Below are 23,489 nucleotides of genomic sequence, written 5' to 3' on the forward strand. Positions count from 1 at the left end.
CAATCACAGGACGCGTCGCACGATTACTGAAGTCAGGCATTCTATGGATGTACAAGTACCATAATGGTTGATTTTTGAGGGAACCCGAGCAGATGTGCTCGGGTTTTCATTTTAGAAACTGGAAAAAACCCTTCATTTTTTCCAATTCGCCAAATAAGTTGTGAACTTCGCCAATAAACTTTCAAACTTCGTCAATAAAATAAAATCCCGTCAATAAATTGTTATCTCCGCCAATCAAATTACCGAATCCCATCAATTAAAATAAGTTCTTCACAATAATATAGATAAAAGCATATAAAAAAGCACCCCATTTTGGAATGCTTATCGCTTTTAAGCCGGAACATACCCATATTTCTCGAGCTCCGCATAAATTGTCTTCAATTTTGGGTTGCCTTCGCCGACAATCTTGCCTTCAAGCAGGACGACAGGATAAAACATATCCTCTTCAATCACTCTTTCGGCAAATTCTTTCTTGTCATGCTCTGCTGGAGGATTGTATATATCAACATAAGTTATCTTAAATGGCTGGTCCGTATATTTGCGGCTGATGGCAGCTTCAAGCCATTCATATGTCTCTTTTGATGATGGCATGTTGACGCAGCTCGGACACAGTACTGCCGCACCGTAAACGACAATTTCGACCTGTTTTTGCTCCATTATCAATTACCCCCTGGTATTTTCTTTTATTTTACTATAGGATGGTATGGTTGCATAAGGAAAAAACTGTTGTTTAGTGGATTTTCAGTTTATTCAATAGATTTTTCTGGCTGATGTGATTATAATAAGTATTATGAAAGGAGTCGATTTGCATGACTGAACAACAAATGTTTGAGCAAGTACAGGAAGTATTAGATAAATTGCGCCCATTCCTTCTTCGTGATGGAGGAGACTGTGAACTAGTTGACATCGAGGACGGTATTGTAAAACTTCGCCTGCTTGGTGCATGCGGCAGCTGCCCGAGCTCCACAATCACACTAAAGGCTGGAATTGAACGCGCCCTTCTTGAAGAAGTACCTGGAGTAGTAGAGGTTGAACAGGTATTCTAATGACCATAAATACAAAGCGGTTTTGCCATTGCAGGCAAAACCGCTTTTTTGTTAATTTTTAAAAAATTTGACACCCTTCCTTATCAACCTTAAGCCGGTGAATCTCAAATCCGGAAAGAGCATTTTGCAGGGACTCAGCTAATGCATCACCCTTCCCAGGTTCCGCGAGGCAAAGCAGCGAAGGGCCAGCACCGCTCAACGCAACTCCAAACGCGCCTGACACTACCGCTATTTCCTGTACTTCCTCATAAAAAGGGATGAGATCTTTCCTATATGGCTGATGGAACATGTCAGCAGCCATCATTTTTCCGGCAAGCTCCCATTGCTGAGTCATCAAGGCCGCAAGCAGCTGGTTTGAAATCGCACTTGCCTGCACGGCGCGTTTAAAATCAACCACTCCTGGCAGCACATCGCGTGATGCTTCCGTAAGCAGTTCTTGGTGTGGCACAACGAGAACTGGATCAAAATCAATGCAATCCAATCTAGTTAGGTTCACTTCTTCACCAACATCGCTGCCAACGACAAACCCGCCAAACAGGCAAGCCCCTGCATTATCGGGGTGTCCTTCCATCTTTGTCGCAATTCGCAATTTCTCCTGGCGGCTCAGCTGCAGACCGCAAAACACATCGGCCAGCTCAATACCCGCCACAATCGCTGCTGCACTCGATCCCAGGCCCCTCGCAAGCGGAATATCACTTTTAATCGAAACCTTCAAAGCAGGCATTTCCTGCTTGTACATCCTCGCGGTATTGATGGCAATCTGCGAAATATAATTTTGTTCGTCTCTGGGAAAATCCTTTAAAGCACTCGATAACGCGGTAATTTCCCAGCTGTCACTCCTCTTTGCTTGCAAAACCAAATACAAGCTCAATGCGACACCAACTGAATCAAAACCAGGGCCAAGGTTAGCTGAGCTTGCAGGCACTTTTACAGTAACAACTTGCTTTTTAATAGAGGTAGTACTTCCTCCAGCTGTTGGCTCTTCCACTTCATTCATTGGCGGACAACTCCCCTGATATGCTCGCTGACGAGTTGTTCATCATTAGGCAGTACCACTGGCGAAATCAAGCTGCTATCGATTGCAGTTGCAGGATCCTTTAATCCATTGCCAGTCAAAACTGCCACGATTCTGGAGCCACGGGAAATCTCTCCACGCTGTAAAAGCTTATGAATGCCAGCAAGTGATGCGCAGGATGCAGGCTCGGCAAAAATCCCTTCAGAAGACGCTAGTTTACTGTATGCCTGCAGAATCTCGTCATCGGTAACAAAATCAATTTCTCCATTCGAATCTTGCTTCGCTTTGACTGCTAGATCCCAGCTCGCTGGATTGCCAATCCGTATTGCCGTCGCAATTGTTTCGGGTTGTTCAATCGGACTGCCCTGGACAATAGCGGCTGCACCCTCTGCTTCAAATCCGAACATGCGGGGAAGGCCCGTGCCTTTCATAGAATGATATTCTTTGAACCCCTTCCAATATGCACTGATATTCCCTGCGTTGCCAACAGGAATTGCCAGAATATCTGGTGCCTCCCCTAGCTGATCGCAGATTTCAAACGCAGCTGTTTTCTGTCCTTCAAGACGATATGGGTTCACCGAATTCACAAGAGTGACCGGTTCAGTCGCGCTGATGGCTCTCACCATCTTTAATGCTTCATCAAAATTACCCTCAATTGAAATGATGCTTGCTCCATACATCACAGCCTGGGCAAGCTTACCCATGGCAATTTTACCTTCTGGAATGACAATGATGCACTGTAAGCCTGCTCTTGCAGCATAAGCAGCTGCAGAGGCAGACGTATTGCCAGTGGATGCGCAAATGACAGTCCCGCTGCCTTCTTCCTTTGCTTTGGCGACCGCCATCACCATCCCTCGATCTTTAAAAGAACCCGTTGGATTGGCTCCCTCCACTTTCGCGAACAGATCAACCCCCCACTCCTCTGAGAGCCGATCCAGCCTGATTAATGGTGTATTCCCTTCATTTAGCGTCAGTAAAGGGGTGTTCTCATTGACTGGCAGGAACTCTTTGTATTCACTCAACAGGCCGCGCCACCTCATGCACTGACACTCCCCTCGACTCTGTAGGAACTTTTGATTTCTTTAACAACAGGAAGATCACGAAGCTGCATTAAAATATCTTCATAGTTTCTTAGAGAAGCTTTGTGTGTTACGACAACAATTTCAGCTAATTCTTTTTCTTTTAACGGCATCTGAAGAATCTTTTCAAAGCTTACATTGTAGTTGGAAAAGAGCGATGTAATTTCCGCAAAAACACCAACCTCATCATGTACATGCAGGCGGAGGAAATACTTTGAATGCACCTCGCCATCGTCCTTAAGCTGCTTTTGATATTGCGGTGTGACAGAAGTGCATCCATTGACACCCAGCCGCATGTTCTTGACTACTCCCACAAGGTCTGAAACAACAGCCGTAGCTGTGGGCAGGCTTCCTGCACCAGGACCATAGAACATCGTCTCCCCGACAGCCTCGCCATATACATAGACAGCATTGTATTCATTATGGACCGAAGCTAGCGGGTGTGAATTTGGCAAAAGAGCTGGCTGGACACTTACCTCTACCTTGTCATCCTCGCGATGGGCAATCCCAAGCAGCTTCATTGTATAACCAAGCTGCTTTCCATATTTGAGGTCTTCTTCAGTGATCTCAGTTATCCCTTTAACTTTGACGTCATCAAGATCGATTTTCATTGAAAATCCTAACGACGCCATGATCGCCATTTTTCTGGCTGCATCCAGGCCCTCTACATCCGAAGCTGGATTTGCTTCTGCATATCCAAGCCTCTGGGCATCCTTTAACACCGATTCATAGGCAAGGCCTTCCTGGCTCATCTTCGTTAAAATATAGTTAGTCGTACCATTAACGATTCCCATCATCTTTGTAATACGGTCTGATACAAGGCCTTCTGCAAGGCTCCTTAGAATCGGGATACCTCCAGCAACACTCGCTTCAAAAAATAGGTCACACCCGTTTTCATGTGCAACAGTCAATAGCTCTGAACCATAAACTGCCATCAAGTCCTTATTCGCTGTCACAACATGTTTTTTCATTCTTAATGCCTCAAGTAAATGTTCACGCGTGTTTTCGATGCCACCCATTACTTCAATCACTACATCAATTTCCGGGTCATCGATAATGTCAGCTGGATTCACCGTTAAGAGAGAAGAATCGACCTTCACTGTTCTTTCCTTTACTGGGTCCTGTACGAGGATTTTTTTCACCTTCACCGGACAGCCGACCTGATGCATCAGTTTATCCTGATGGTTCTCAATAATTTTCACTACCCCCGAGCCAACTGTGCCTAATCCTAGAAGTCCAATTGAGATTACCTGCATTTTTTCTTCCCCTCTCCTACTGTCCGCTATAAAAGAACAACTGTTTATATATAGTAGACATTATAATTTCCCGAACCTGCTTTTACAAGGAGTTTTTAGAGAGCCAATCCTATGTAAACGCTTAATCATATGCGGCTCTAAGAATAAAAATTTTGAATTTTACGACAAAAAGAACCTTCCCCGTTTTCAGGAAAAGGCTCATATGCTCTTAACGAAGCACTTCTTTATTCACAATCGTCTTTGGTCTGTCTCCAGATAACACTGCGTTGACATTTGAGCAGCACAGCTTGATCATGGCTGTTCTCGTTTCCGTACTCGCGCTGCCAATATGCGGCAATGCAACCACGTTTGGCAGCTTCAGCAGCTGATGATCTGCAGAAATTGGTTCCTTCACGAAAACATCGAGACCGGCTGCTGCAATCTCACCATGAACAAGAGCCTCATATAATGCTTGCTCGTCCACAACCGGGCCGCGCCCCACATTGATAAAAATGGCGCTTTTTTTCATTTTAGTAAAAACATCTGCTGTAAATAAATTTCTTGTTTCAGCAGTCAGCGGTGCCAGGGATACAACATAATCAGAATTAGAAACAAGTTCTTCAAACGAACTATATTGAGCGCCGAATTCCATTTCAGCATCCATTTTTCTGGAGCGGTTATGATACAGGATCTCCATGCCAAAGCCTTTTGCCCTGCGAGCTACAGCTTCGCCGATTTTCCCCATGCCTACAATCCCGATTGTCTTCGAGTGGATATCATGTCCGGCAAGCAGATATGGACTCCAGCCCTCCCATTTCCCAGCCTTCACATACTCGGCGGCTTCCACAACTCGTCTTGCAGTGGCCATCAGTAAAGCAAAAGTCAGGTCCGCAGTTGTTTCTGTTAAGACATCCGGTGTATTGCTGACGAGGATTCCACGCTTTGTAGCTGCCTTAAGATCGATATTATCATAGCCTACTGCCAGATTGGCGACAATTTTAAGGTTATTCCCAGCTGTAAGCAGCTCTGCGTCCACCTGATCTGAAAGCATCGTAATCAAGGCGCTGGCCTTTTTTGCTTCTTCTAATAAAACTTCTCTAGATACAGGAATATCTTCATGATCCCACATTTTTACGTCGAAATGATGGGCAATTTCAGCAATCGTTTCTTCCGGAAGTTTTCGGGTGATATACACATATGGTTTCATGAACAGTCTCCTTCATGTAAGCGTTTAATATTATAGAATAATTTTATTCTACCATATATCGCTTCCATTTCAGGCAATAAATTTCGCTTACCGTAATAACCAATCAACGCCCGGAAGTTTAGCTGCTTTGACAGGTGCCTCGCAAAGCTGATAAAAATTACTTAAAAACTTTTCATGATCGCTGCTTTGTTTTAAATACTTAGCCAATTGATCCTCAAGCTGATTCCTCGTCTGTTCTGATTGTGTTATATAATAATTTTCAACTGCTTCAAAATAATGAAGCGGAAACAGCAATCGCGCGTAAAGAAGCCTCCAGGAAAAAGGAGATAATACCGTCAGGCTTTGATATTCAGACAGAAAGTTTTTAATATCAGGCTGGCTGGTCTGGATATTCGTAAAATAACGCTCTCTTACCCATTCAGCTAGATCCCGGCTTGCATGGTCAAATACCCAGTCAAATGGATTTTTAACAAAATACGAACCCCTCCAGACTGTATTTGTAAAACGCTCATGACATACCGTGCCATGATCGATCTTTGTCGGCTTATCATCAATTTCGGTGTCAGTAAGATATTGAATCGCATTTTCGGCCAATCCCATGTAATACGGATATGATTCGAGAAACATCCGTTCAAAATCACTTTCCGGTTCATTGTACAACTTGCCGCTCCACACCTGCTCCATCTGGTCCAGCCTTTTTTCCCAAAGCTGTTTCCACTGCCCAACCCTGTTGAGGCTTTCGACTTTGAAGGGAATCTGTCTGCCTCTGAAATGAAACTTTGCTAACTTCCTGCCAGTTTTCATCCCATCTGGTATAGGTGCGGCACGATTTTGAAGCACACAATATTTACTGCCCTGCCAATCACAGATTTGCCTGCCTTCCTTGTCAGCCAGCAGCTTAGAGACATTGCGGTCTCCAAAACTTTGCATATGATCCGCTATTCTCGCAAGCTCGCTTATTTCTTGCTCTTTTAATCCATTTGCAGTCATAATTAAATAAAGCCCTTCATTATGCTTATATCCATGATATCTTCCAAGAGATACTTCTGAATCCGCAGAAATCCCATATACTTCTTTTAACATCCTTTGAAGCATTTTTGCCACCTCATTTCAAGACCACTCTCTAACAAATATATGTCAGTCATTTGAAAACTTGTGTGAACAATGAAATGAATAAGTGGTATCATTCTGGAAATGATTTAAAGGAGCGAATACCTATCACCAAAAGGATTACACAGAATAATTTAGGATAAATAGGTTATTAGAGGCTGCAATCAAAATAAGAAAGGTGATGCAGATGTTAGAAAAAAAACGCGCAATCCATATGACAGAGGAAACAGCACGGAAATGGCTGCATGAACGCGGTGTGGAAATACAGGATATAGCTGAGCTTGTATTTTACCTGCAGGAAAAATATCACCCTAATCTGCAAATGGAAGATTGTTTAGCAAACGTCGAACGAGTTCTTTCCAAACGGGAGGTCCAGAATGCCATCCTTACTGGAATCCAGCTTGATATTCTTGCCGAGCAAAAGAAGCTTGGAGAGCCGCTTCAATCCATTATCGAAACAGATGAAAGCCTTTACGGTATAGATGAAATCCTCGCTTTTTCCATTGTGAATATATACGGTTCCATCGGTTTTACTAACTACGGATACATTGATAAGCAAAAACCCGGTATTTTGGAAAAGCTAAATGACAAAGCCTCCGGCAAATGCCACACATTCCTTGACGACATTGTCGGTGCTGTTGCGGCAGCCGCATCAAGCCGTCTGGCACATAGGGCAGCGAATATTGAGTAAGTAATTGTTCTTAGGAACATATTGATGGCTAAAATCATACTTCGTCGGTGAGGGCGATTGAGACACGCAATCGTTACGTCAACTGAAAAATGTGTTCAAATAAAAACTTGCGAAAACAATACACAAAGGGACTTGCAGCATTTTAGCCGCAAGTCCCTTTTTTTAGACTTCCCACTCATCAAGTGAATCAACTGTATAGGTTGGCATTTCCTGATAGCCTTTAAGGAGCTCTCTTGTTGTCACTCCTGTATGTACGAGGAGTGTATCCATGCCTGCTCTCATTCCTGCTAGGATATCCGTATCGTAGTAATCGCCCACCATTAGTGTCTCCTCTTTGTGGGTACCGAGTACCTTCAGGGCTTGTTCCATGATGACAGACTCTGGCTTGCCGATGAAGATCGGCTCCGTTTGGGTTGAAACGGCAATAACCGATGTCAATGAACCATTACCGGGCAGCAAGCCGCGTTCTGTTGGGATGGCGATATCCCCATTTGTGGAGATGAAAGTTGCGCCGTTCCGGACAGCGAGACATCCAACCGCAAGCTTTTCATATGTAATTCCTCGGTCAATGCCTGAAACAACGAAATCAGCATCTTCCCCTGCAAATTGCAGACCTTTTTCCTCAATCGCGGCTTGGATGCCCTCTTCGCCGATTACATAAACACTTGCATCAGGCTTTTGTTCATAGATATAGTTGGCAGTTGCCTGGCTAGTTGTAAAAACCTGCTCCTCAGTCGTAGGGATATCAAAGCTCCTAAGCTTTTCAGCAACCTGCGCCGGTGTGCGTGAGGAATTATTCGTTACGAATAAATAAGGAATCTCTGCCTCAATCAGCCTTTTTACAAAATCAGAAGCTGCTTCTATTCTCTCGGAACCCCTGTACATAGTTCCATCTAAATCAATCAGATAACCTTTATATTTCTTCAACGTGATCACTCCTAACATTATCGTACCCGAAATCCTATTTTATAAAAGCATTGGCATAAGTGCAAAGAATGAAGTCTGTAACTATGTATACTATCTGATTCGGCCTTAAACAAAATAATCAACCAGCTGTTGTTCTTTGAGATTCACCAAAACAACTCGTTGCGTTTCTTTTCCTTTTGAGTTGTTCTCGTGAGCTTCGCCATAACAACTCGTTGTTCATTTTATCATCTTGAGTTGTTCTCGTAAGCTTCGCCATAACAACTCGTTGCGTGTTTTCTCCTTTGAGTTGTTCTCGTAGGCTCCACCATAACAACTCGTTGCTCAATTTATCCTCTTGAGTTGTTCTCGTACGCTCCACTATAACAACTCGTTGCTCATTTTACCCTCTTGAGTTGTTCTCATAAGCTTCACCATAACAACTCGTCGCGATTTTTTCCTCTTGAGTTGTTCTCGTAACCTTCCCCCATATCTCACTTTTTCCTACTATCGCACACTTTTTCGGATGCCATTCGACTTTCATTCTTCCTAACAAATGGAAAAAGAGACCGTGTCTTACGGTCTCCCCTAATAATGCTACTTTTTAAAAGCTGATACGGGTCCTAGTTCATTGGTTAAGTATTCACGCACTTTTCCAGAAAAAAGCTTCAATAGCGGAAGTGCTGCTGCAAATGACGCTTTTAATGCGTTATGGTCAACTGCAGTGTATTGCTGTACAAGCATCTTCCTGAACAGAACAATCTTTTTCAAGCCTTCGCTCATTTCTGCAGTAACGACTTTCTCATCATCCAAAATATCAATGATGTCTTCATAGCTTCCTGGGTCACGCATGATGAAACCATCGATCATGGCATTTCCAACATCAAGCACTGCTTCGATCATTGTATGTGCCAGCCGTTCAAGAGCAGCCTTCTCCATAGGCGTTTCCCATGAATCATGTGTTTCGAAAAAGTTGATTTGCGTTTCTAAAAATTGCAATGTTGTTTCGATTTGTTCTCTGTCAACAAAGTACATTCTTATCACCTCATACAGATGCTAGACGGTTTTGAGTAATCCAGGACGGGCATAAAAGTAACCTTGTGCTAATTCAACCTTATTCCTTGATAGAACAGAGGCCTCTTCTTCACTCTCGATCCCTTCGGCTATGACAATGGAACCTGCTTCCTTAGCTACGAGCAGTAAACCTTTCAGCATTGACTCCTTAACGGAATTCTTATCAATGTTCTGAATGACAGACCGGTCGATTTTTATGACGTCCGGCATGATTTCGCTGATGGTATTTAAGCTTGCGTAACCTGCTCCTGTATCATCGACCGCAATCTTGATCCCCATACCTCTTAATACCTTTATATTATAGATAAAATTTTCGATTCCCTCAATCGAGTCTCTCTCGGTAATTTCAAATGTGATTTGGCTCGGCTTGATGTTTTTGTATGATTGCATCTCTGTCTTCAAGTCACGGACAAATCGAGAATTACCAAGTGTAATCGGTGTAAAATTAATAAAAATATCATGCGTGCAGCCTGTCAAAGTAATTTGTTCTAGCGTCTTGCTGAGTACAATCATTTCCAGCTCATACAGCATGTTTGTCTGTCTAGCTACCGAAAACAGCTGTAATGGGCTTTCCAGGGCCGTTCCCTCAGGTCCGCGTGTCAGCATTTCCCATGCCCTGATTTCCTTTGAGGCAACATCGATAATTGGCTGAGCCAGAAGCTTGATTTTTCTTTGAGATACGATTTTATTCATTTCATAAACCATTTCATTAAATTCAGATTGAATTCTTTTCTCTGCCATCGCGAAGGCCTGCTGATGGGCCTTTAACACAGCTTCATGTACAGAATCAACCGATTTATCAATAAAAATATAGCCTGTATCAAAAACTGGCTGCACAGTAGGATACTCATGGAAAAGCCTGCTTTCTGCTTCCCTGAGAATTTTCTTCATTTTTGTATCGATGTCAGATATACAGTGCCTGTTATGATCAATTCTTATAAACAAACTTAGACTGTCGCTATAGTAATCATGCAAGACAATCATGTCCTGCTTTTCAATTTCTTCTTCAATGACTGTCTTAAAGTGTCTCTTCAAAGCCTTAAAATATTTCCAGCTTTCTTCCCCAAGCTGGGCAGCAAGCTCTCGATGATTCTTGTTAGTATAGGCTATAACTGCTACTTCACACCCATCTCTCAATGCTTTTTTTACCCCTGAAACGACAGGGTTCCGCAATATGAACTGAGGAGGGTAATAGCATATTGATGAATGAGGCAACATTATTTTTCCCCAACCAAGCAGGTTGTCTAAAATGCTAGTAATGCGGCGGGCCATAGGTTTCAATCCTCTCAGAAGATGCCTGGAACTTTTTCTTAATTGTACCATATTTATTAAAAATAGAGCTTTTTTCCTATATAGTATAGCAAAATATTTTTGTTTTTTTCAGATAAATTCAGAAATTATCTGTTTTCTGGTAAGATGGTGAGTGAAGAATGATCCCCACTCATTATGGGTGTGGGAAAAATAAACAAATTACATATATGGAAAGCTAATTAGGAGGATCACAATGACCGAAGAACGTTTTTTTCTATATGATGATACAGAAGATACAAAAACACGCTACATAAGCTTTTTAGGTGAAAACCAGCGCTTTGACCTTGCTATAATCCAGACAAGCCGTTATTACGGGAAAAGCATCGTCCTGGATATCCAGGGAAGCAAATTCGCGATCATCGGCCAGGATGATTTGGATGAAGAAGGCTATTTAGAGTATGCCTACAACCTATCAGAAGAAGATGCAGAAGAACTTCGCTCGTTCTTGCGCCAGCTGGTATAGTTATGGCACTAACTTCTTTGTTTGTTTTGTTCTTTTAATGAAATACTAACAAGACAACAAGCAAAGAGGGTGAATTCATGAGCAAAGAAGACCGTGAACTATACTCTGATTTTTCCAATGTAGAAAAGCAAAGAAATTATATATCTGCTGAGGATTTGCCAGATGGACCCTATGGATCGCCAATGGGGAAGGCAGAACCTGTAAAAGGCAAGAGTACGCCATGGGGAGAAGGCCAGCGGTCCTACAGCAATTTCAACTATGAATTCAAATCACTTCATCAAGGCATGCCGCGCAAGGAAGCTGGAGCACACCCAACCCATGACGACCCGAATGAAAGTGAGCAGCCGCCATACAGTTAATAAACAGAAAAACCTCAGGGGTTAATCCCCTAAAACAAATTTTAACAATAAAAGAAGAGGACCTGATAAAAGTCAGGTCCTCTTCTTTTATTGGCTCACGTTTTGTTTGGCAACCTTTTTCGCAACGAAATAGGCACACCCAAAATTGCAATACTCATACAGATACTCACTGACAGTGCTGATTTTTGTATCAAATGTTGACTTCTGATTCTGGTCGTCGAAAAATCCCCTGAGCCTTAATTGGCCATATCCCCAGTCGCCAACAATATAGTCATACTTTGTTAAGATATCGCTGTATCTTGCACGAAAGGCTTCCTCATTGAAACCGTCACGTGCTTCGTCAACAATTTCATAGCACAGATTATTGATGCAAATCATTGGTACACCTCTTTTTCATTGCTGATTTTCCTTCATTAATTTTTGATCCCAAAGTCTCTTATTTAAATTATAACTGATTCCCCATCAATTACTAAGCAAAAAAAATAAAATCAGAGCCATTCTAATTAATAGGAGGTGTTTGAAATGAAAAAAACAATTATTGCCCTGAGCATTTGCGGTGCAGCAGCATTGACTGGATGCTCCAATAACAATGCATCCCCTGGCGATCGCGACGGCAAAACGGGCATCTACCAGCGAAGCGGCAATACTCTTAATGTAAACGACCAGCGCCCTGATTTATATAATGAAGATGGACGCAAAGGATTAAAAGATACAAGTGAAGATTTTGGCTATGTCCGCCACCAAAAAACAGGCGTTATGGGAACAGATAAAAACATGGATGTGTACCAGGCAATCGACCGGGAAAAAATGGCTGACATGATTGGCCGTTATAGCACGATGGTCCAGAATGTTGATGATGTCTCAACATTGGTTACAGATGAAGAAGTACTGATTGTCTATCAAACAGACTCAAAGGACCGGTTTGAAACTGCCGACCAGGTGAAGAGGATGGCAATGTCTGTTGTTCCTCGCTGGTTCCACGTTTATGTATCTGATGATCCAAGTCTTCGCAAAGATGTAGAGAACTTTGCATCTCTAGACACAGACAGCCGGGATGTAGACACGATGATAGACGGTGTCATTAAACAAATGCTCAAATCTCCTCAAGGAAGGCCGATGAGCACAGGTGAAAATGCCAACGGTGAAGCGGAAGGCGAATTGAATGAAAACATGGATAAAGACGACATTTCTACACAGATGAAAAAAGGGAAATAATATGGAAAAAGAGTTCAGCCTCAGGCTGAACTCTTTATTTTCATCATATTTAGAAGACATTATGCCTGTTGAGCTTCTTGCTCAGCAAGCTCCTGTTTATGCTTTGCCGCGGAATTTACCTGCTCGTCCGCATGGTAAGAAGATCGTACAAGTGGACCTGCTTCACAATGGCTGAAGCCTTTTTGCAGGGCGATCTCTTTTAGTTCGGCAAATTCATCCGGATGATAATACTTTACAACCTCAAGATGTTTCTTAGAAGGCTGCAGATATTGTCCAAGGGTAAGGATGTCCACGTTGTTTGCGCGCAAATCATCCATCGCTTCAATTAGCTCTTCCTTTGTCTCGCCAAGCCCAACCATGATGCTGGATTTTGTCGGGATGTCTGGCTGAAGCTCTTTTGCCCGGCGCAAGAACTCAAGTGAACGTTCATATTTAGCACGCGCACGGATTCTTGGAGTCAGACGTTCAACTGTTTCAATATTATGATTAAGGATATCCGGTCTAGCATCCATTAATGTCTTAAGGTTCTCCAGAACACCGCCCATATCGGAAGGCAATACTTCAATGGAAGTAAAAGGATTCTTTCTGCGAATGGCTCTTACTGTTTCAGCAAAGACAGCCGCTCCTCCATCCTTCAGGTCATCTCTCGCTACTGCTGTAACAACGACATGCTTCAGGTTCATAAGTACGACTGAATCAGCTACTCGTTCCGGTTCCTGCCAGTCGAGTTCAGTTGGAAGGCCTGTTTTAACCGCACAGAAACGGCATGCACGCGTGCATACATCACCAAGGATCATGAATGTAGCAGTTCTTCTTACTGCCCAGCATTCATGGATATTTGGGCATTTCGCTTCTTCACATACAGTATGTAAGCTTTTCTCCCGCATCATCTTTTTCAAGCCAGTATAATTTTCATTCGTATTTAACTTTATTTTCAGCCATTCAGGCTTTCTCTGTACCTCTTTTTTGCTCATAATTTCACTCCATTCCTGCTGCACTACATCAAGAACACCATGAAAAAATCAAGGCCGATTTACAGCTTCTGATGTCACTTTAACATAATGAAAAACACACGACAAGTACGTTAGCTTTGCGATTACCATTATTTGATATTTATGAAAAATCTCCTTCATCACAAACTATAACAAGAAGCGTAAGTGAGCTGCCATTCCAGGAAAAAGGGTTTCGTGGACGCATCATGGATAAAAAACAAACTAGCCACTAAAACTGTACACTAATGGAGCAAAAATCTGAAGGGAGGATTACGGTGAAATTCCTTTATGCAGTTATCGTTCTTTTTTTATTATGCCCTGCCCTCTCTGTTGAGAAAGTATCAGCAGCCGAGCAGGATGAGGATGTTTATAAAAAAAGAATGGAATTATATACCCGTGTAGAAGCTGTTACTAATATTCCCTGGTACTATATTGCCGCAGTAGACCAGTATGAGCGAAATGTCCGCCAGGCACGAAAGGATTTGCCAAAAGCGGAGGGAATTGCCGGGGTTTATTTTAAACCGGAAGAATGGGCAGGATTGTTGAATCCCAACTTAGAAGATAACAATCCAGTGTCCATTCAATTTTTCAATGGAATAGGTTTTGACGGCAATGGTGACGGTAAAGCAAGCCTCAAGGACGACGAGGATGTGCTGCAGGCATTGGCTCAATACCTCCTTCATTTCGGGACTGATCAGGAAAACATAAAAATTGGTCTTTGGAATTACTATAAGCGTGACAAAACAGTGGGAATCATCATAGGAAAGGCTATGGTGTACAGACATTTTGGCAGGCTTGACCTTGATACCCATTCCTTCCCGCTGCCTTTAAGAAGCAACCATAGCTACAACAATACATGGGGCGATGCCCGTGGCTGGGGCGGCAGAAGGATTCATGAAGGCACCGATATTTTTGCAGGCTATGGAGTTCCTGTCCGCGCGACAGGATATGGCATCGTCGAGATGAAGGGCTGGAACAAATATGGCGGCTGGCGGGTAGGTATCCGCGACATCAACAACACATACCATTATTTCGCTCATTTAAGCGGATTTACGAAAGATCTGAAGGTCGGTCAAATCGTTGAACCCGGAACTGTCATCGGTGGTGTTGGAAGCTCTGGATATGGACCACCTGGAACATCCGGAAAATTCCCTCCCCACCTGCACTATGGAATGTATAAGGACAATGGCTATACGGAATGGTCCTTTGATCCATACCCTCATTTGAAAATGTGGGCAAGACAGGAACGCACACGCTTGAAGAAAAAATAAAAGGGCTGCCAGTGGCAGCCCTCTTTAACCTAATTTGATTCTTTACCTTTTTTTACAGCCACAACTACACTTGCTGCTAGGCCGCCCCAAATAATTACCATACCAATAAGCATCATTGCAATAGCGCTACCTGACATTATTGAGAAACCCCCTTAGAGGAAACTGAAATATCTTTATCCCACTTAATTGCCGCAAAGACGAACCCTAATACGATCGCTCCGATGGCAACTCCCCATCCTGTGTATAGAAGGAAGCCTGTTGGATATCCTCCATAGTTTTCCTTGATGTTCGTAATGATGTTTTGAACCATCATGTAGCCTAATACGATAGGAGTGATCACACCAAGGCAAATTCTCCACCATGTACCTACCATTACATCTGAAATTTCGTTTGTATGCTTTTGAAGATTCTTCAATTCTTTCATTACCCACGCAACAGCGACAACCTCTACAAGTCCTGCCAAAGCAACTCCGAATTGATTGATGAAATAGTCTGCTGAATCAAGGAAGAATAAACCACCTTTGGTTGCGATCAGGATTGAGAATAAAAAGGATAATCCGCCGCCTACTAGAACGGCCTTTGTTCTGCTGACTTTGAACTTTTCTTGTACACCAGCAACAAAAGTTTCCACAATAGAAATTAATGAAGTCAATCCTGCAAGAACTAGACATGTGAAGAACAAGAAACCAAATAGGCCATTAAATGCAGGGAACTCACTGATAATTTGCGGGAAGACAACAAATGCCAATCCTACACCGCCAGCAACAACTTCGCTTACAGGCACTCCTGCCTGCTGAGCCATGAATCCTAATGCTGCAAATACCCCAATGCCAGCTAAAAGCTCAAAGCCAGAGTTTGCAAAACCAGTGATAAATGCACTGTTCGTTAAATCTGTTTTCTTAGGAAGATAGCTTGAATAAGTAATCATAATTGCAAAACCAATTGATAAACTGAAGAAAATCTGACCATAAGCAGCAACCCATACCTTAGGGTCAGCAATCGTATCCCAATTCGGCTTGAAGAAAGCATCAAGTCCCTGAGCAGCACCATCAAGAGTCAAGGCTCTGACAACGATGACCATGAAAAGAACTACAAGTGTTGGAATCATGATTTTGTTTGCCACTTCAATCCCTTTTTTAATACCTTTCAAAAGAACAAAGAATGTAATTCCCCACACAAGAACCATAGGCCAAAATACTCCTGGGACAATCCCGCCTACGTCCCCTGCCTTTTCAGCCAGCTTCAGATAGCTGCCGAAAAGGAAGCCCTCAGAATCTTTTCCCCATTTCTCTCCGAATGAGAAGAATGCATAGGATCCTGACCATGCAATGATGGCGGCATAATAAGTTGAGATTACAAAAGAAACAGCAACCTGCCACCAGCCAAGCCATTCCCATTTCTTATTCATACGTGCGAATGACAATGGTGAAGATCCTCTATACTTATGCCCGATTGTAAATTCAAGAATCAGCAGCGGAATGCCTGCTGTCAGCAAAGCGAATAAATAAGGAATAAAGAAGGCTCCTCCTCCATTCTCATACGCTACTGCGGGAAAACGCCAAATATTTCCCAACCCTACTGCAGAACCAATGGCCGCAAGAATAAAACCCGACCTGGTTCCCCACTGTGGACGATTTTCCATTATTAATCCCCCTCCCTTTCTAATTCCATGGAATGAATTAGAAAGTTTTATATTTTCTGATTATTTAATCTAAAAATAGTATAGCTAGTTTTTAATTGCTTGTCAAAATATTATTTCACTCATAATAAATTTTTTCATAAAAAATATTTTCCCAACAGATAAAATACTAGTTAAGGTATGGGGTTTTTTGCCATTATTGAAAAAAGCTGTCTGATCATCAGACAGCTTAAAAGTTATTCTGCAAGATTTTCTTTTAATTGTTTTACTTGCTGCGGTTTGCTCCCAAAGATGAAAGCGAAGGCAGCCAGAAGGATCATCACTACTGCAAGTGCAGCAATGGTGCTGCCAGTGAATCCAATTACAAGGAATCCAACAGCTGAGATTGCCGCAGTAATCAACGCATATGGCAGCTGAGTCATAACATGGTCCATATGATTTGATCCAGCACCCGTAGATGAGAGTATGGTTGTATCGGAAATTGGTGAACAGTGGTCCCCAAATACTGCTCCAGCTAATACTGCCGCCAATGCAGGCAGAAGCATGCTGATATCAGATGCCGCTGCAATATCCCCTGCGATTGGAAGCAGGATTCCAAATGATCCCCAAGATGTGCCGGTTGAGAATGCCATGATTCCAGCTATTAAGAACAGCAGGAATGGCAGGAAAGAAATATTCATATTTGAGCTCTCAACCAGACCCGCCAGATATTTTCCTGTTTCAAGGCTTCCGATCAAGTCAACAATCACCCATGCAAATAGCAGAATATAGATGGCCGGCAGCATCGATTTGATTCCTTCAAGCAATCCTTTTCCGAAAACATTGGCATTTACACCTTTTAATACAACAGCCTGTCTTGCAAATAGAATCAATGCGACAGCAAGCCCCAGCAATCCGCCTGTTACTAGAGATTTTGTCACATCTGTATTTTCAAGGATTTTAAAAATCGTTGCTTCCCCTTCAACGGCGCTTAGGCCCGTCCACATCATGGCACCGACAGTACCAACAACTAAAGCAAAGATTGGCCAAACAAGATCACCGACTGTACCTTTGGTGCTGGTTGGCAGGTCATCTTTTAATTCACCTGGTACCGGCTTACTTTGATTTACAACGATCCCCTCATTTAAAGCACGATCTTCATGGACCTTCATTGGTCCAATTTCAACATTGCGAAGCGCCACGATGAAGACCATAATAAGTGCAGCTAAAGCGTAAAAATTCATTGGAATGATTTGCATGAATGCCGAAAATGCACTATATTCCTTAACACCGTGAGCAGCGAGGATTGTGCCAATTAAAGCAATGATATAAGCCCCCCAGCTGGATATTGGTGAAATGACACACATTGGGGCAGAAGTGGAATCGATAATATACGCAAGCTTTGCCCGTGAAACTTTCTGGCGGTCAGTAATTGGACGAGTGATTTGTCCGACAGCCAGTGCATTGAAGTAATCATCGATAAAAATAATAATACCTAGAAATGCACCTACAAGCTGAGCACCAACTCTTGTTTTCACACGCTTCATCGCCCAGTCGCCAAATGCACGGCTTCCACCGGAAATAGAAATAAATGCAGTAATGATACCTAATAGCATTAGGAACAGGATGATATATAAACTGTAAGTGTTCAGTTCTCCATCAGCGATGAAAATCCCCTTAACGGCATCGCCTATGATTGATAATGTTTTGCCAATATTGAATTCAGCAAGCAATAATGCTGCTGCCACGATGCCTGTTCCTAAGGACAATAGCACCCGTCTTGTGATGACAACCATTAAAATTGCCAACAACGGCGGCAATAAGGAATATATTGTGTTCTCCATTTTTCTCCTCCTAGTTTTTTGACAGGGGGAAACTGTTTCGTTGAAAAGAGCAACAAGTTCATAAATACAAGGCTCTGTTAAAGCTGAATGTTGATTTTTAATACCCTGTTGATTGTAGTGGAAGGCGCGTAGACTCCTGCGGGCGCAGCTGGACAGGTGAGACCAAGGTGAAATGATCCCATAGATCATTTGCACCCCGCAGGAGCAAAGCGACGAGGAGGCTCAGCGCCAGCCCCTAGAAGAATTTGCTTATGAAAAGCCGGCAGTTGGGCTTTTTCATAATTCTTCCGCGGAAAGCGAAGCGCCTGGAACGAAAATCAACAGCCTTGTTTAACAGAGCCATTTTTTTATTAGATCATACTAAAACCTTTAATAAACTATACTATCCTCCAAAAGATTCAAAGCCTAAATCATGTTAAACTAATTGATAGAAATCATTATACATCATTTCAAATTATATACCAATATGGGTATAATTAAATTGTATCTTCTTAATTAACCCTTAACAAAACCTGCACAATATAGAGATAAAGAAAAGGAGTGATTTTAAAATGAATGAAATAGGATTGTTTTTTGCTTTTACTGCAGGAATTTTATCTTTTTTCTCGCCATGTGTCTTTCCCCTGCTTCCTGCTTACATAACGCATTTAACCGGCGGCAAGATTGAGGGTTCAAAGGTTGCTGTGGACCGAGCCACACTTTTCACCCGTTCTTTCGGCTTCATCATCGGCTTTAGTTTGATTTTCATTGTCATGGGTGCTTCTGCGTCATTTCTCGGCCAGGTATTCGCAAACTACAGAACAATCGTTATGCAAGTAGCAGGATTGCTGATTATCATCTTCGGCTTGCAGATGGCTGGATTATTGAATATCAAATTTTTAATGATGGAAAAAAAGGTGCATTCTGAAACAAAATCGAAAGGTGTTTTCAGTTCCGTATTTCTTGGCATGGCATTTGCAAGTGGATGGTCACCATGTGTAGGACTTGCACTTTCATCCATACTGCTGCTTGCAAGTTCTTCAGATACACTATATCAAGGCATGTACTTGCTGACTTCTTACTCTCTTGGCATGGCTGTTCCCTTTCTAGTCATCTCATTCGTTATTTCTTATTCTTTAAAAGCAATCAAAAAAATCAACAAGTATCTTGCTAAATTGGCATTTGTAAACGGCATGATTATGGTTGGAATGGGGTTCCTTGTACTTTCAGGACAGATGCAAAAAATTAGCGCGTGGCTTTCTGCTTATAGCATATTTCAATTTTAATCTTATCTGAGGGCTGTCCAAAGGGGTGACATTCATTGTGAATAAAGATTTGATTGGCAAAAGCGTATTGGTTGTCGAGGATGACCCGAAAATCAGGACGCTTGTAAAGATTTACTTAACAAATGAAGGTTATGAGGTCCTTGAAGCTGACAATGGAATTACCGCGATGGAAATGATTGAAAAATATGACCCATGCATCCTGATCCTTGATCTGATGCTTCCTGGGAAGAGTGGTGAAGAAGTCTGCACCTGGCTAAGGAACGATCTTGAAAGCATGATGCCTGTGATCATGCTGACTGCTAAGGCTTCGGAAAAAAGCAGGATTGAAGGTTTCAAGCTCGGTGCCGATGACTATGTAGTCAAGCCATTCAGTCCTGCTGAATTGATGGTCCGTATTGAGGCCGTTCTTAGAAGGACTGCCAGCAGATGTGGAAAGCTGACTTTTACAGGGCTTACAATCAAGCCTGCAAAAGGCGAAGCAAGGATCAATGGAGAGCTCCTTGACTTGACCAATTTTGAATTCAGGCTCCTCCATATGTTCATGCAGCACCCTGGCCAGATTCTTTCACGGACGCAAATTCTGGACTCCATCTATGAAAACAACGAAAAGGCAGTGACCGAACGGACGATTGATGTCCATATTAAGAATCTCCGTGAAAAAATCAAAGAAAAGACGCCAAAGGATTATATTCAAACTGTGAGAGGAATGGGGTATAGGTTTGCGGCGAATTAAAAGCATAGGCAATTTATTATTATCAAAGCTTGTTGCTGTGAACAGCGTTGTCATTCTACTGGTCATCATGCTGGCAGGAATCTCCGTAAAGGATTATGCCTGCTTCCTTGTGAACCATGAGCAAATTACCGGAGCCCAGCTCGTCGATACCTTAGATTCCTTCCTCATAAAGGTAAGTATCATCGCCTTTATCGGAGCAGGACTTGTCCATTATTTTTCAGTAAGACGCATTGTTAAGCCAGTTAAAAAAATGGCTGTAGCAGCCAATCAAATAAAGGAAGGGAAAATACCTCACCAAATCGTGCTCCCAGCCAGAGGTGAATTAGGAGAATTGCTCACAAACTTCAATGCCATGACGGAATCACTGTCTGTTATCCAAACGAGGCGGGAAGAAATGCTGCGGGATATCGCTCATGAATTAAGAACCCCGCTTACCAATGTTAATGGGTATTTAGAAGCGCTTCATAGCGGAGTTTTGACTGGAGATCGTGAATTGTTTGGCTCGCTGCTGGAGGAATCCCGACGAATTACCCGTATTGTCGACTTGATATCGGAACTAGATGCTTGGAATAAAGAGGTTTATTTTCTGGAAAAACAATTTGAAGCAGTGAAAATCGACGAGGTCGTGACAGAGTCGATGGCAGCCTTCAAGCTTAAAATAGACCGCCAGTTTGATTCGTTGAATCTTGAGATAAAGCCATCTCTCGTATTTGGCCATAAAGATGGACTAAAGCAAGTGATATCAAATCTCCTGCAAAATATTATAGATTATGATTTAGGCCGTCACTTATCCATTGAAGCAAAACCTGAAGGGAAACTTTACTCCATTACTTTTTCCCATAAGGGTTATTTTATCGAGCCAGAAAAAGAAGAGCTTATTTTTGAGCGATTTTACCGTCTCGAAGAATCCCGAAGCACCAAAGCTGAAGGTGCTGGTTTAGGGCTGGCGATAGCCCGTAGCATCATCGAGGCCCACAATGGGAAAATTGGTCTTGAAACAAATGGGCATGATCATTCATTTTGGATAAGAATTCCTAACCATCACGCTTCTTAATCAATTCTTAACAAAACAGATTCATACTGTTTTAAAAAGGTTATTTTCGGTTTAAATGTTGCTTTATATATAAACATACATTCCGGTAAACGTTTTGATTCGAGCTCTTTCGGAAGATTCCTGCACTAAAAAGGCAGCTATAACCTGAAAGGTCCAGAAAGCGATTTTTACTTTAAAGTGTAGGCTCTGTAAAAGCTGAATGTTGATTTTCATATCCTGTATTGTATTGGAAGGCGCGCAGACTCCTCCGAAAATGCTAACGCAATTTCCTCGTGTCTGGGCAGACTCGAGGAAGCTATTCAATGTCCTCCGGGCTCAGCGCCAGCCCCTAGAAGAATTTGTTTATTCTTCGGTGGAAAGCGAAGCGCCTGGAACGAAAATCAACAGCCTTGTTCAACAGAGCTAAAGTGTAAAAGCAGCATCGTTCACGAAAGTGCCTTAAAAAAGGGAGCGAGATCCATGGAATTTACTTATTATAATGATAAAATTATTGGGCAGCTTGAATACGGGTTCCTTCCTGTATCACCAAATAGCGAACTGGGATACCGCCCTTTTGAGCTATTTGTTTCATCACTAGTGGGCTGCAGTACTTCCCTGCTTGCAAATATTTTAACAAAGAAAAGAATAGACTATAAGAGAATTGACGTAAATGTTACTGCTGTAAGGAATTCCGATGAAGCTAATCGGATTGAACAGCTGACATTCAATGTGAGTGTCCAAACGGATCAAAAAGAAAAGGCGGACCAGGCCGAAAAACTCGGCATTCTCGTATTGAAAAATTGCGGCATGATTCAATCGGTAATCGGCAGCATTGATGTACAGTACAAGATTGAGTTTACGCCAGACCAGCCCAAAAAAGGTGATGCTGCTTGAATTATATAACGGTCGGCAGATTTACGCTGCCAGTAGATTTGCTGGCAGCTTTTGCCGCGATTTTTATCGGAGCCATGGTATACTGGCTTAAGGAAAAGAAAAGCATTGGCGACTGGTATTGGAATAGCTTCTTTGTTTATATTGCTATTTCAAAGCTTAGCTACGCGCTCTTTAATTTTAAAATGTTCATTGATACCCCGCTATCCCTGCTCTACTTCAATGGCGGTACAAATGGACAGATCCTTGCCTTTGCCGGAATCGCACTTTATTTATTTTTAATAGCACGGAAAAAGGACAGTGGAATCAACAGGGAAGAATTTCTTCCTGCCTACTTTATTTTTTTCCTTCTATACGAGACTGCCCTGTTTGCTTTTTCTCAGGATATCCTGGCGGCAACAGTCCAGGCTGCGCTTCTGTTAGGCTTTGTTTTGTATTATTTTAAAATAGCTGGACTGAACCAGCAGTATTCAATTTTGTTCCTAATGCTAGAAGCGCTAATACTGAGCTTATTTTCAGAATTACTCTCTGCAGAGAATATGCTAATCATTGCGCTAGGAATCTTCTTGCTGATTTTTCAGCGAGTAAATAAGGAGGAGCTACAGTCTTGAACAAAAATCTATTATCTTTTGCCATTCTAGCTCTTGCGGCTGTCATTCTGATCGTGAATATCTGGAAGCCTGATTTGACAGAGAGTGAAAAGAAACCGACAGACCAAACGGAAGAAACGGCAGAAACTGAAGACATCCCCGGTGCTAAGCTTTCTGCGTTACGTGAAGGGGCTGAAGCTCCTGATTTTGAACTGACTGCCCTTGACGGAAAAACAGTTAAGCTTTCAGACTATCGCGGCAAAAAAGTCATCCTGAACTTCTGGGCAACTTGGTGCCCCCCATGTAAAGCAGAAATGCCGCACATGCAAAATTTTTATGAAGAAAACAAGGATAAAGGCGTGGAAATTCTCGCTGTTAACCTGACAAATATGGATAAAGGCGTCGATGAAGTCCAAAAGTTTGTTAAAGAATATGGTTTGACTTTCACCATTCCTCTTGATGAAGAAGGCGTTGCCGGAACGACCTACCAGGCGTTCACCATCCCAACAAGTTATATTCTCGATGAAAACGGTGTGATCACTAA

The 23,489-nt window shown here is 42.4% G+C and carries 26 protein-coding genes; 12 read left to right on the plus strand and 14 right to left on the minus strand.

Annotated features, from left to right (window positions below; all coding sequences use genetic code 11):
• Positions 1-330: 330 nt before the first annotated feature.
• The gene (locus WB217_RS04555; protein WP_423991062.1) at positions 331-657 is read right to left on the minus strand and encodes a YuzD family protein; all 327 of its coding nucleotides are present in this window, start codon (positions 655-657) and stop codon (positions 331-333) included.
• Positions 658-809: 152 nt separating this feature from the next.
• On the opposite strand from WB217_RS04555, the gene WB217_RS04560 reads away from it, so the two are divergent.
• A complete protein-coding gene (locus WB217_RS04560) occupies positions 810-1,046 on the plus strand; it encodes a NifU family protein (protein ID WP_041966137.1) in 237 nt (78 codons plus the stop codon).
• Between the two features lie 58 nt (positions 1,047-1,104).
• Here the strand turns inward: WB217_RS04560 and thrB are convergent, their stop codons facing one another.
• From thrB to yutH, 5 genes are all read right to left on the minus strand, one after another.
• On the minus strand, positions 1,105-2,043 hold the full coding sequence (gene thrB / locus WB217_RS04565) for a homoserine kinase (RefSeq protein WP_423991064.1): 939 nt from the start codon (positions 2,041-2,043) through the stop codon (positions 1,105-1,107).
• The gene (gene thrC / locus WB217_RS04570; protein ID WP_423991066.1) at positions 2,040-3,101 is read right to left on the minus strand and encodes a threonine synthase; all 1,062 of its coding nucleotides are present in this window, start codon (positions 3,099-3,101) and stop codon (positions 2,040-2,042) included. The genes thrB and thrC overlap by 4 nt, the downstream gene beginning before the upstream one ends.
• On the minus strand, positions 3,098-4,396 hold the full coding sequence (locus WB217_RS04575) for a homoserine dehydrogenase (RefSeq protein ID WP_423991068.1): 1,299 nt from the start codon (positions 4,394-4,396) through the stop codon (positions 3,098-3,100). Before WB217_RS04575 ends, thrC begins: the two co-directional genes overlap by 4 nt.
• A gap of 208 nt (positions 4,397-4,604) precedes the next feature.
• Positions 4,605-5,582, minus strand: a complete 978-nt coding sequence (locus tag WB217_RS04580) for a 2-hydroxyacid dehydrogenase (protein ID WP_423991070.1) — start codon at positions 5,580-5,582, stop codon at positions 4,605-4,607.
• Between the two features lie 87 nt (positions 5,583-5,669).
• Positions 5,670-6,677: a spore coat putative kinase YutH gene (yutH, locus tag WB217_RS04585; RefSeq protein ID WP_423991072.1), complete on the minus strand. Its 1,008-nt coding sequence runs from the start codon at positions 6,675-6,677 to the stop codon at positions 5,670-5,672.
• 202 nt (positions 6,678-6,879) lie between these two features.
• Here yutH and WB217_RS04590 point away from each other — a divergent pair, with 202 nt between their 5' ends.
• Positions 6,880-7,383, plus strand: coding sequence for a phosphatidylglycerophosphatase A family protein (locus WB217_RS04590; RefSeq protein WP_423991074.1), 504 nt, complete (start codon positions 6,880-6,882; stop codon positions 7,381-7,383).
• Positions 7,384-7,545: 162 nt separating this feature from the next.
• Here the strand turns inward: WB217_RS04590 and WB217_RS04595 are convergent, their stop codons facing one another.
• The 3 genes from WB217_RS04595 to WB217_RS04605 all read right to left on the minus strand — a co-directional run bounded on the left by WB217_RS04595 (position 7,546) and on the right by WB217_RS04605 (position 10,497).
• Complete coding sequence (locus WB217_RS04595) at positions 7,546-8,310, minus strand: TIGR01457 family HAD-type hydrolase (protein WP_423991076.1); 765 nt, start codon at positions 8,308-8,310, stop codon at positions 7,546-7,548.
• 573 nt (positions 8,311-8,883) lie between these two features.
• Positions 8,884-9,321 carry a DUF86 domain-containing protein gene (locus WB217_RS04600; RefSeq protein ID WP_423991078.1) on the minus strand — a complete coding sequence of 146 codons (438 nt, stop codon included), beginning with the start codon at positions 9,319-9,321 and terminating at the stop codon, positions 8,884-8,886.
• A gap of 21 nt (positions 9,322-9,342) precedes the next feature.
• Positions 9,343-10,497: an EAL domain-containing protein gene (locus WB217_RS04605; protein ID WP_423991080.1), complete on the minus strand. Its 1,155-nt coding sequence runs from the start codon at positions 10,495-10,497 to the stop codon at positions 9,343-9,345.
• Between the two features lie 367 nt (positions 10,498-10,864).
• Here WB217_RS04605 and WB217_RS04610 point away from each other — a divergent pair, with 367 nt between their 5' ends.
• Together WB217_RS04610 and WB217_RS04615 are read left to right on the plus strand one after the other, a co-directional pair.
• Entirely contained in the window at positions 10,865-11,134 is a 270-nt protein-coding gene (locus WB217_RS04610) for a DUF3055 domain-containing protein (RefSeq protein WP_423991082.1), read from the plus strand.
• Positions 11,135-11,211: 77 nt separating this feature from the next.
• Positions 11,212-11,493: a cytosolic protein gene (locus WB217_RS04615; RefSeq protein ID WP_423991084.1), complete on the plus strand. Its 282-nt coding sequence runs from the start codon at positions 11,212-11,214 to the stop codon at positions 11,491-11,493.
• An 87-nt stretch (positions 11,494-11,580) separates the two neighbouring features.
• On the opposite strand, the gene WB217_RS04620 is transcribed toward WB217_RS04615, so the two are convergent.
• On the minus strand, positions 11,581-11,871 hold the full coding sequence (locus tag WB217_RS04620) for a YutD family protein (protein ID WP_335374875.1): 291 nt from the start codon (positions 11,869-11,871) through the stop codon (positions 11,581-11,583).
• Between the two features lie 144 nt (positions 11,872-12,015).
• Between WB217_RS04620 and WB217_RS04625 the strand changes: the two genes are divergently transcribed.
• Positions 12,016-12,708, plus strand: a complete 693-nt coding sequence (locus WB217_RS04625) for a YhcN/YlaJ family sporulation lipoprotein (protein ID WP_423991086.1) — start codon at positions 12,016-12,018, stop codon at positions 12,706-12,708.
• Positions 12,709-12,767: 59 nt separating this feature from the next.
• Here the strand turns inward: WB217_RS04625 and lipA are convergent, their stop codons facing one another.
• Positions 12,768-13,682 carry a lipoyl synthase gene (gene lipA / locus WB217_RS04630; RefSeq protein WP_335374873.1) on the minus strand — a complete coding sequence of 305 codons (915 nt, stop codon included), beginning with the start codon at positions 13,680-13,682 and terminating at the stop codon, positions 12,768-12,770.
• A gap of 293 nt (positions 13,683-13,975) precedes the next feature.
• On the opposite strand from lipA, the gene WB217_RS04635 reads away from it, so the two are divergent.
• Positions 13,976-14,971 (plus strand): M23 family metallopeptidase, encoded by a 996-nt coding sequence (locus WB217_RS04635; protein ID WP_423991088.1) that lies wholly within the window; start codon positions 13,976-13,978, stop codon positions 14,969-14,971.
• A 29-nt stretch (positions 14,972-15,000) separates the two neighbouring features.
• Here the strand turns inward: WB217_RS04635 and WB217_RS04640 are convergent, their stop codons facing one another.
• From WB217_RS04640 to WB217_RS04650, 3 genes are all read right to left on the minus strand, one after another.
• Positions 15,001-15,108: a methionine/alanine import family NSS transporter small subunit gene (locus WB217_RS04640; protein ID WP_335374871.1), complete on the minus strand. Its 108-nt coding sequence runs from the start codon at positions 15,106-15,108 to the stop codon at positions 15,001-15,003.
• Positions 15,108-16,613: a sodium-dependent transporter gene (locus WB217_RS04645; RefSeq protein ID WP_423991090.1), complete on the minus strand. Its 1,506-nt coding sequence runs from the start codon at positions 16,611-16,613 to the stop codon at positions 15,108-15,110. Before WB217_RS04645 ends, WB217_RS04640 begins: the two co-directional genes overlap by 1 nt.
• A gap of 233 nt (positions 16,614-16,846) precedes the next feature.
• A complete protein-coding gene (locus WB217_RS04650) occupies positions 16,847-18,433 on the minus strand; it encodes a Na+/H+ antiporter NhaC family protein (RefSeq protein WP_423991092.1) in 1,587 nt (528 codons plus the stop codon).
• Between the two features lie 551 nt (positions 18,434-18,984).
• On the opposite strand from WB217_RS04650, the gene WB217_RS04655 reads away from it, so the two are divergent.
• The 6 genes from WB217_RS04655 to WB217_RS04680 all read left to right on the plus strand — a co-directional run.
• The gene (locus WB217_RS04655) at positions 18,985-19,698 is read left to right on the plus strand and encodes a cytochrome c biogenesis CcdA family protein (protein ID WP_423991094.1); all 714 of its coding nucleotides are present in this window, start codon (positions 18,985-18,987) and stop codon (positions 19,696-19,698) included.
• Positions 19,699-19,732: 34 nt separating this feature from the next.
• On the plus strand, positions 19,733-20,431 hold the full coding sequence (locus tag WB217_RS04660; protein ID WP_423991104.1) for a response regulator transcription factor: 699 nt from the start codon (positions 19,733-19,735) through the stop codon (positions 20,429-20,431).
• Positions 20,418-21,485: an ATP-binding protein gene (locus tag WB217_RS04665; RefSeq protein ID WP_423991096.1), complete on the plus strand. Its 1,068-nt coding sequence runs from the start codon at positions 20,418-20,420 to the stop codon at positions 21,483-21,485. Before WB217_RS04660 ends, WB217_RS04665 begins: the two co-directional genes overlap by 14 nt.
• Positions 21,486-21,944: 459 nt before the next feature.
• Positions 21,945-22,358, plus strand: coding sequence for an OsmC family protein (locus WB217_RS04670; protein WP_423991098.1), 414 nt, complete (start codon positions 21,945-21,947; stop codon positions 22,356-22,358).
• Positions 22,355-22,966 carry a hypothetical protein gene (locus WB217_RS04675; RefSeq protein WP_423991100.1) on the plus strand — a complete coding sequence of 204 codons (612 nt, stop codon included), beginning with the start codon at positions 22,355-22,357 and terminating at the stop codon, positions 22,964-22,966. The genes WB217_RS04670 and WB217_RS04675 overlap by 4 nt, the downstream gene beginning before the upstream one ends.
• Positions 22,963-23,489: peroxiredoxin family protein (locus WB217_RS04680; protein ID WP_423991102.1), on the plus strand; the 527-nt coding region annotated here is incomplete at its 3' end. The genes WB217_RS04675 and WB217_RS04680, both read left to right, overlap by 4 nt.

The organism is Mesobacillus sp. (genome assembly GCF_049588175.1).
In the GTDB taxonomy this organism is placed as follows: domain Bacteria; phylum Bacillota; class Bacilli; order Bacillales; family Cytobacillaceae; genus Mesobacillus.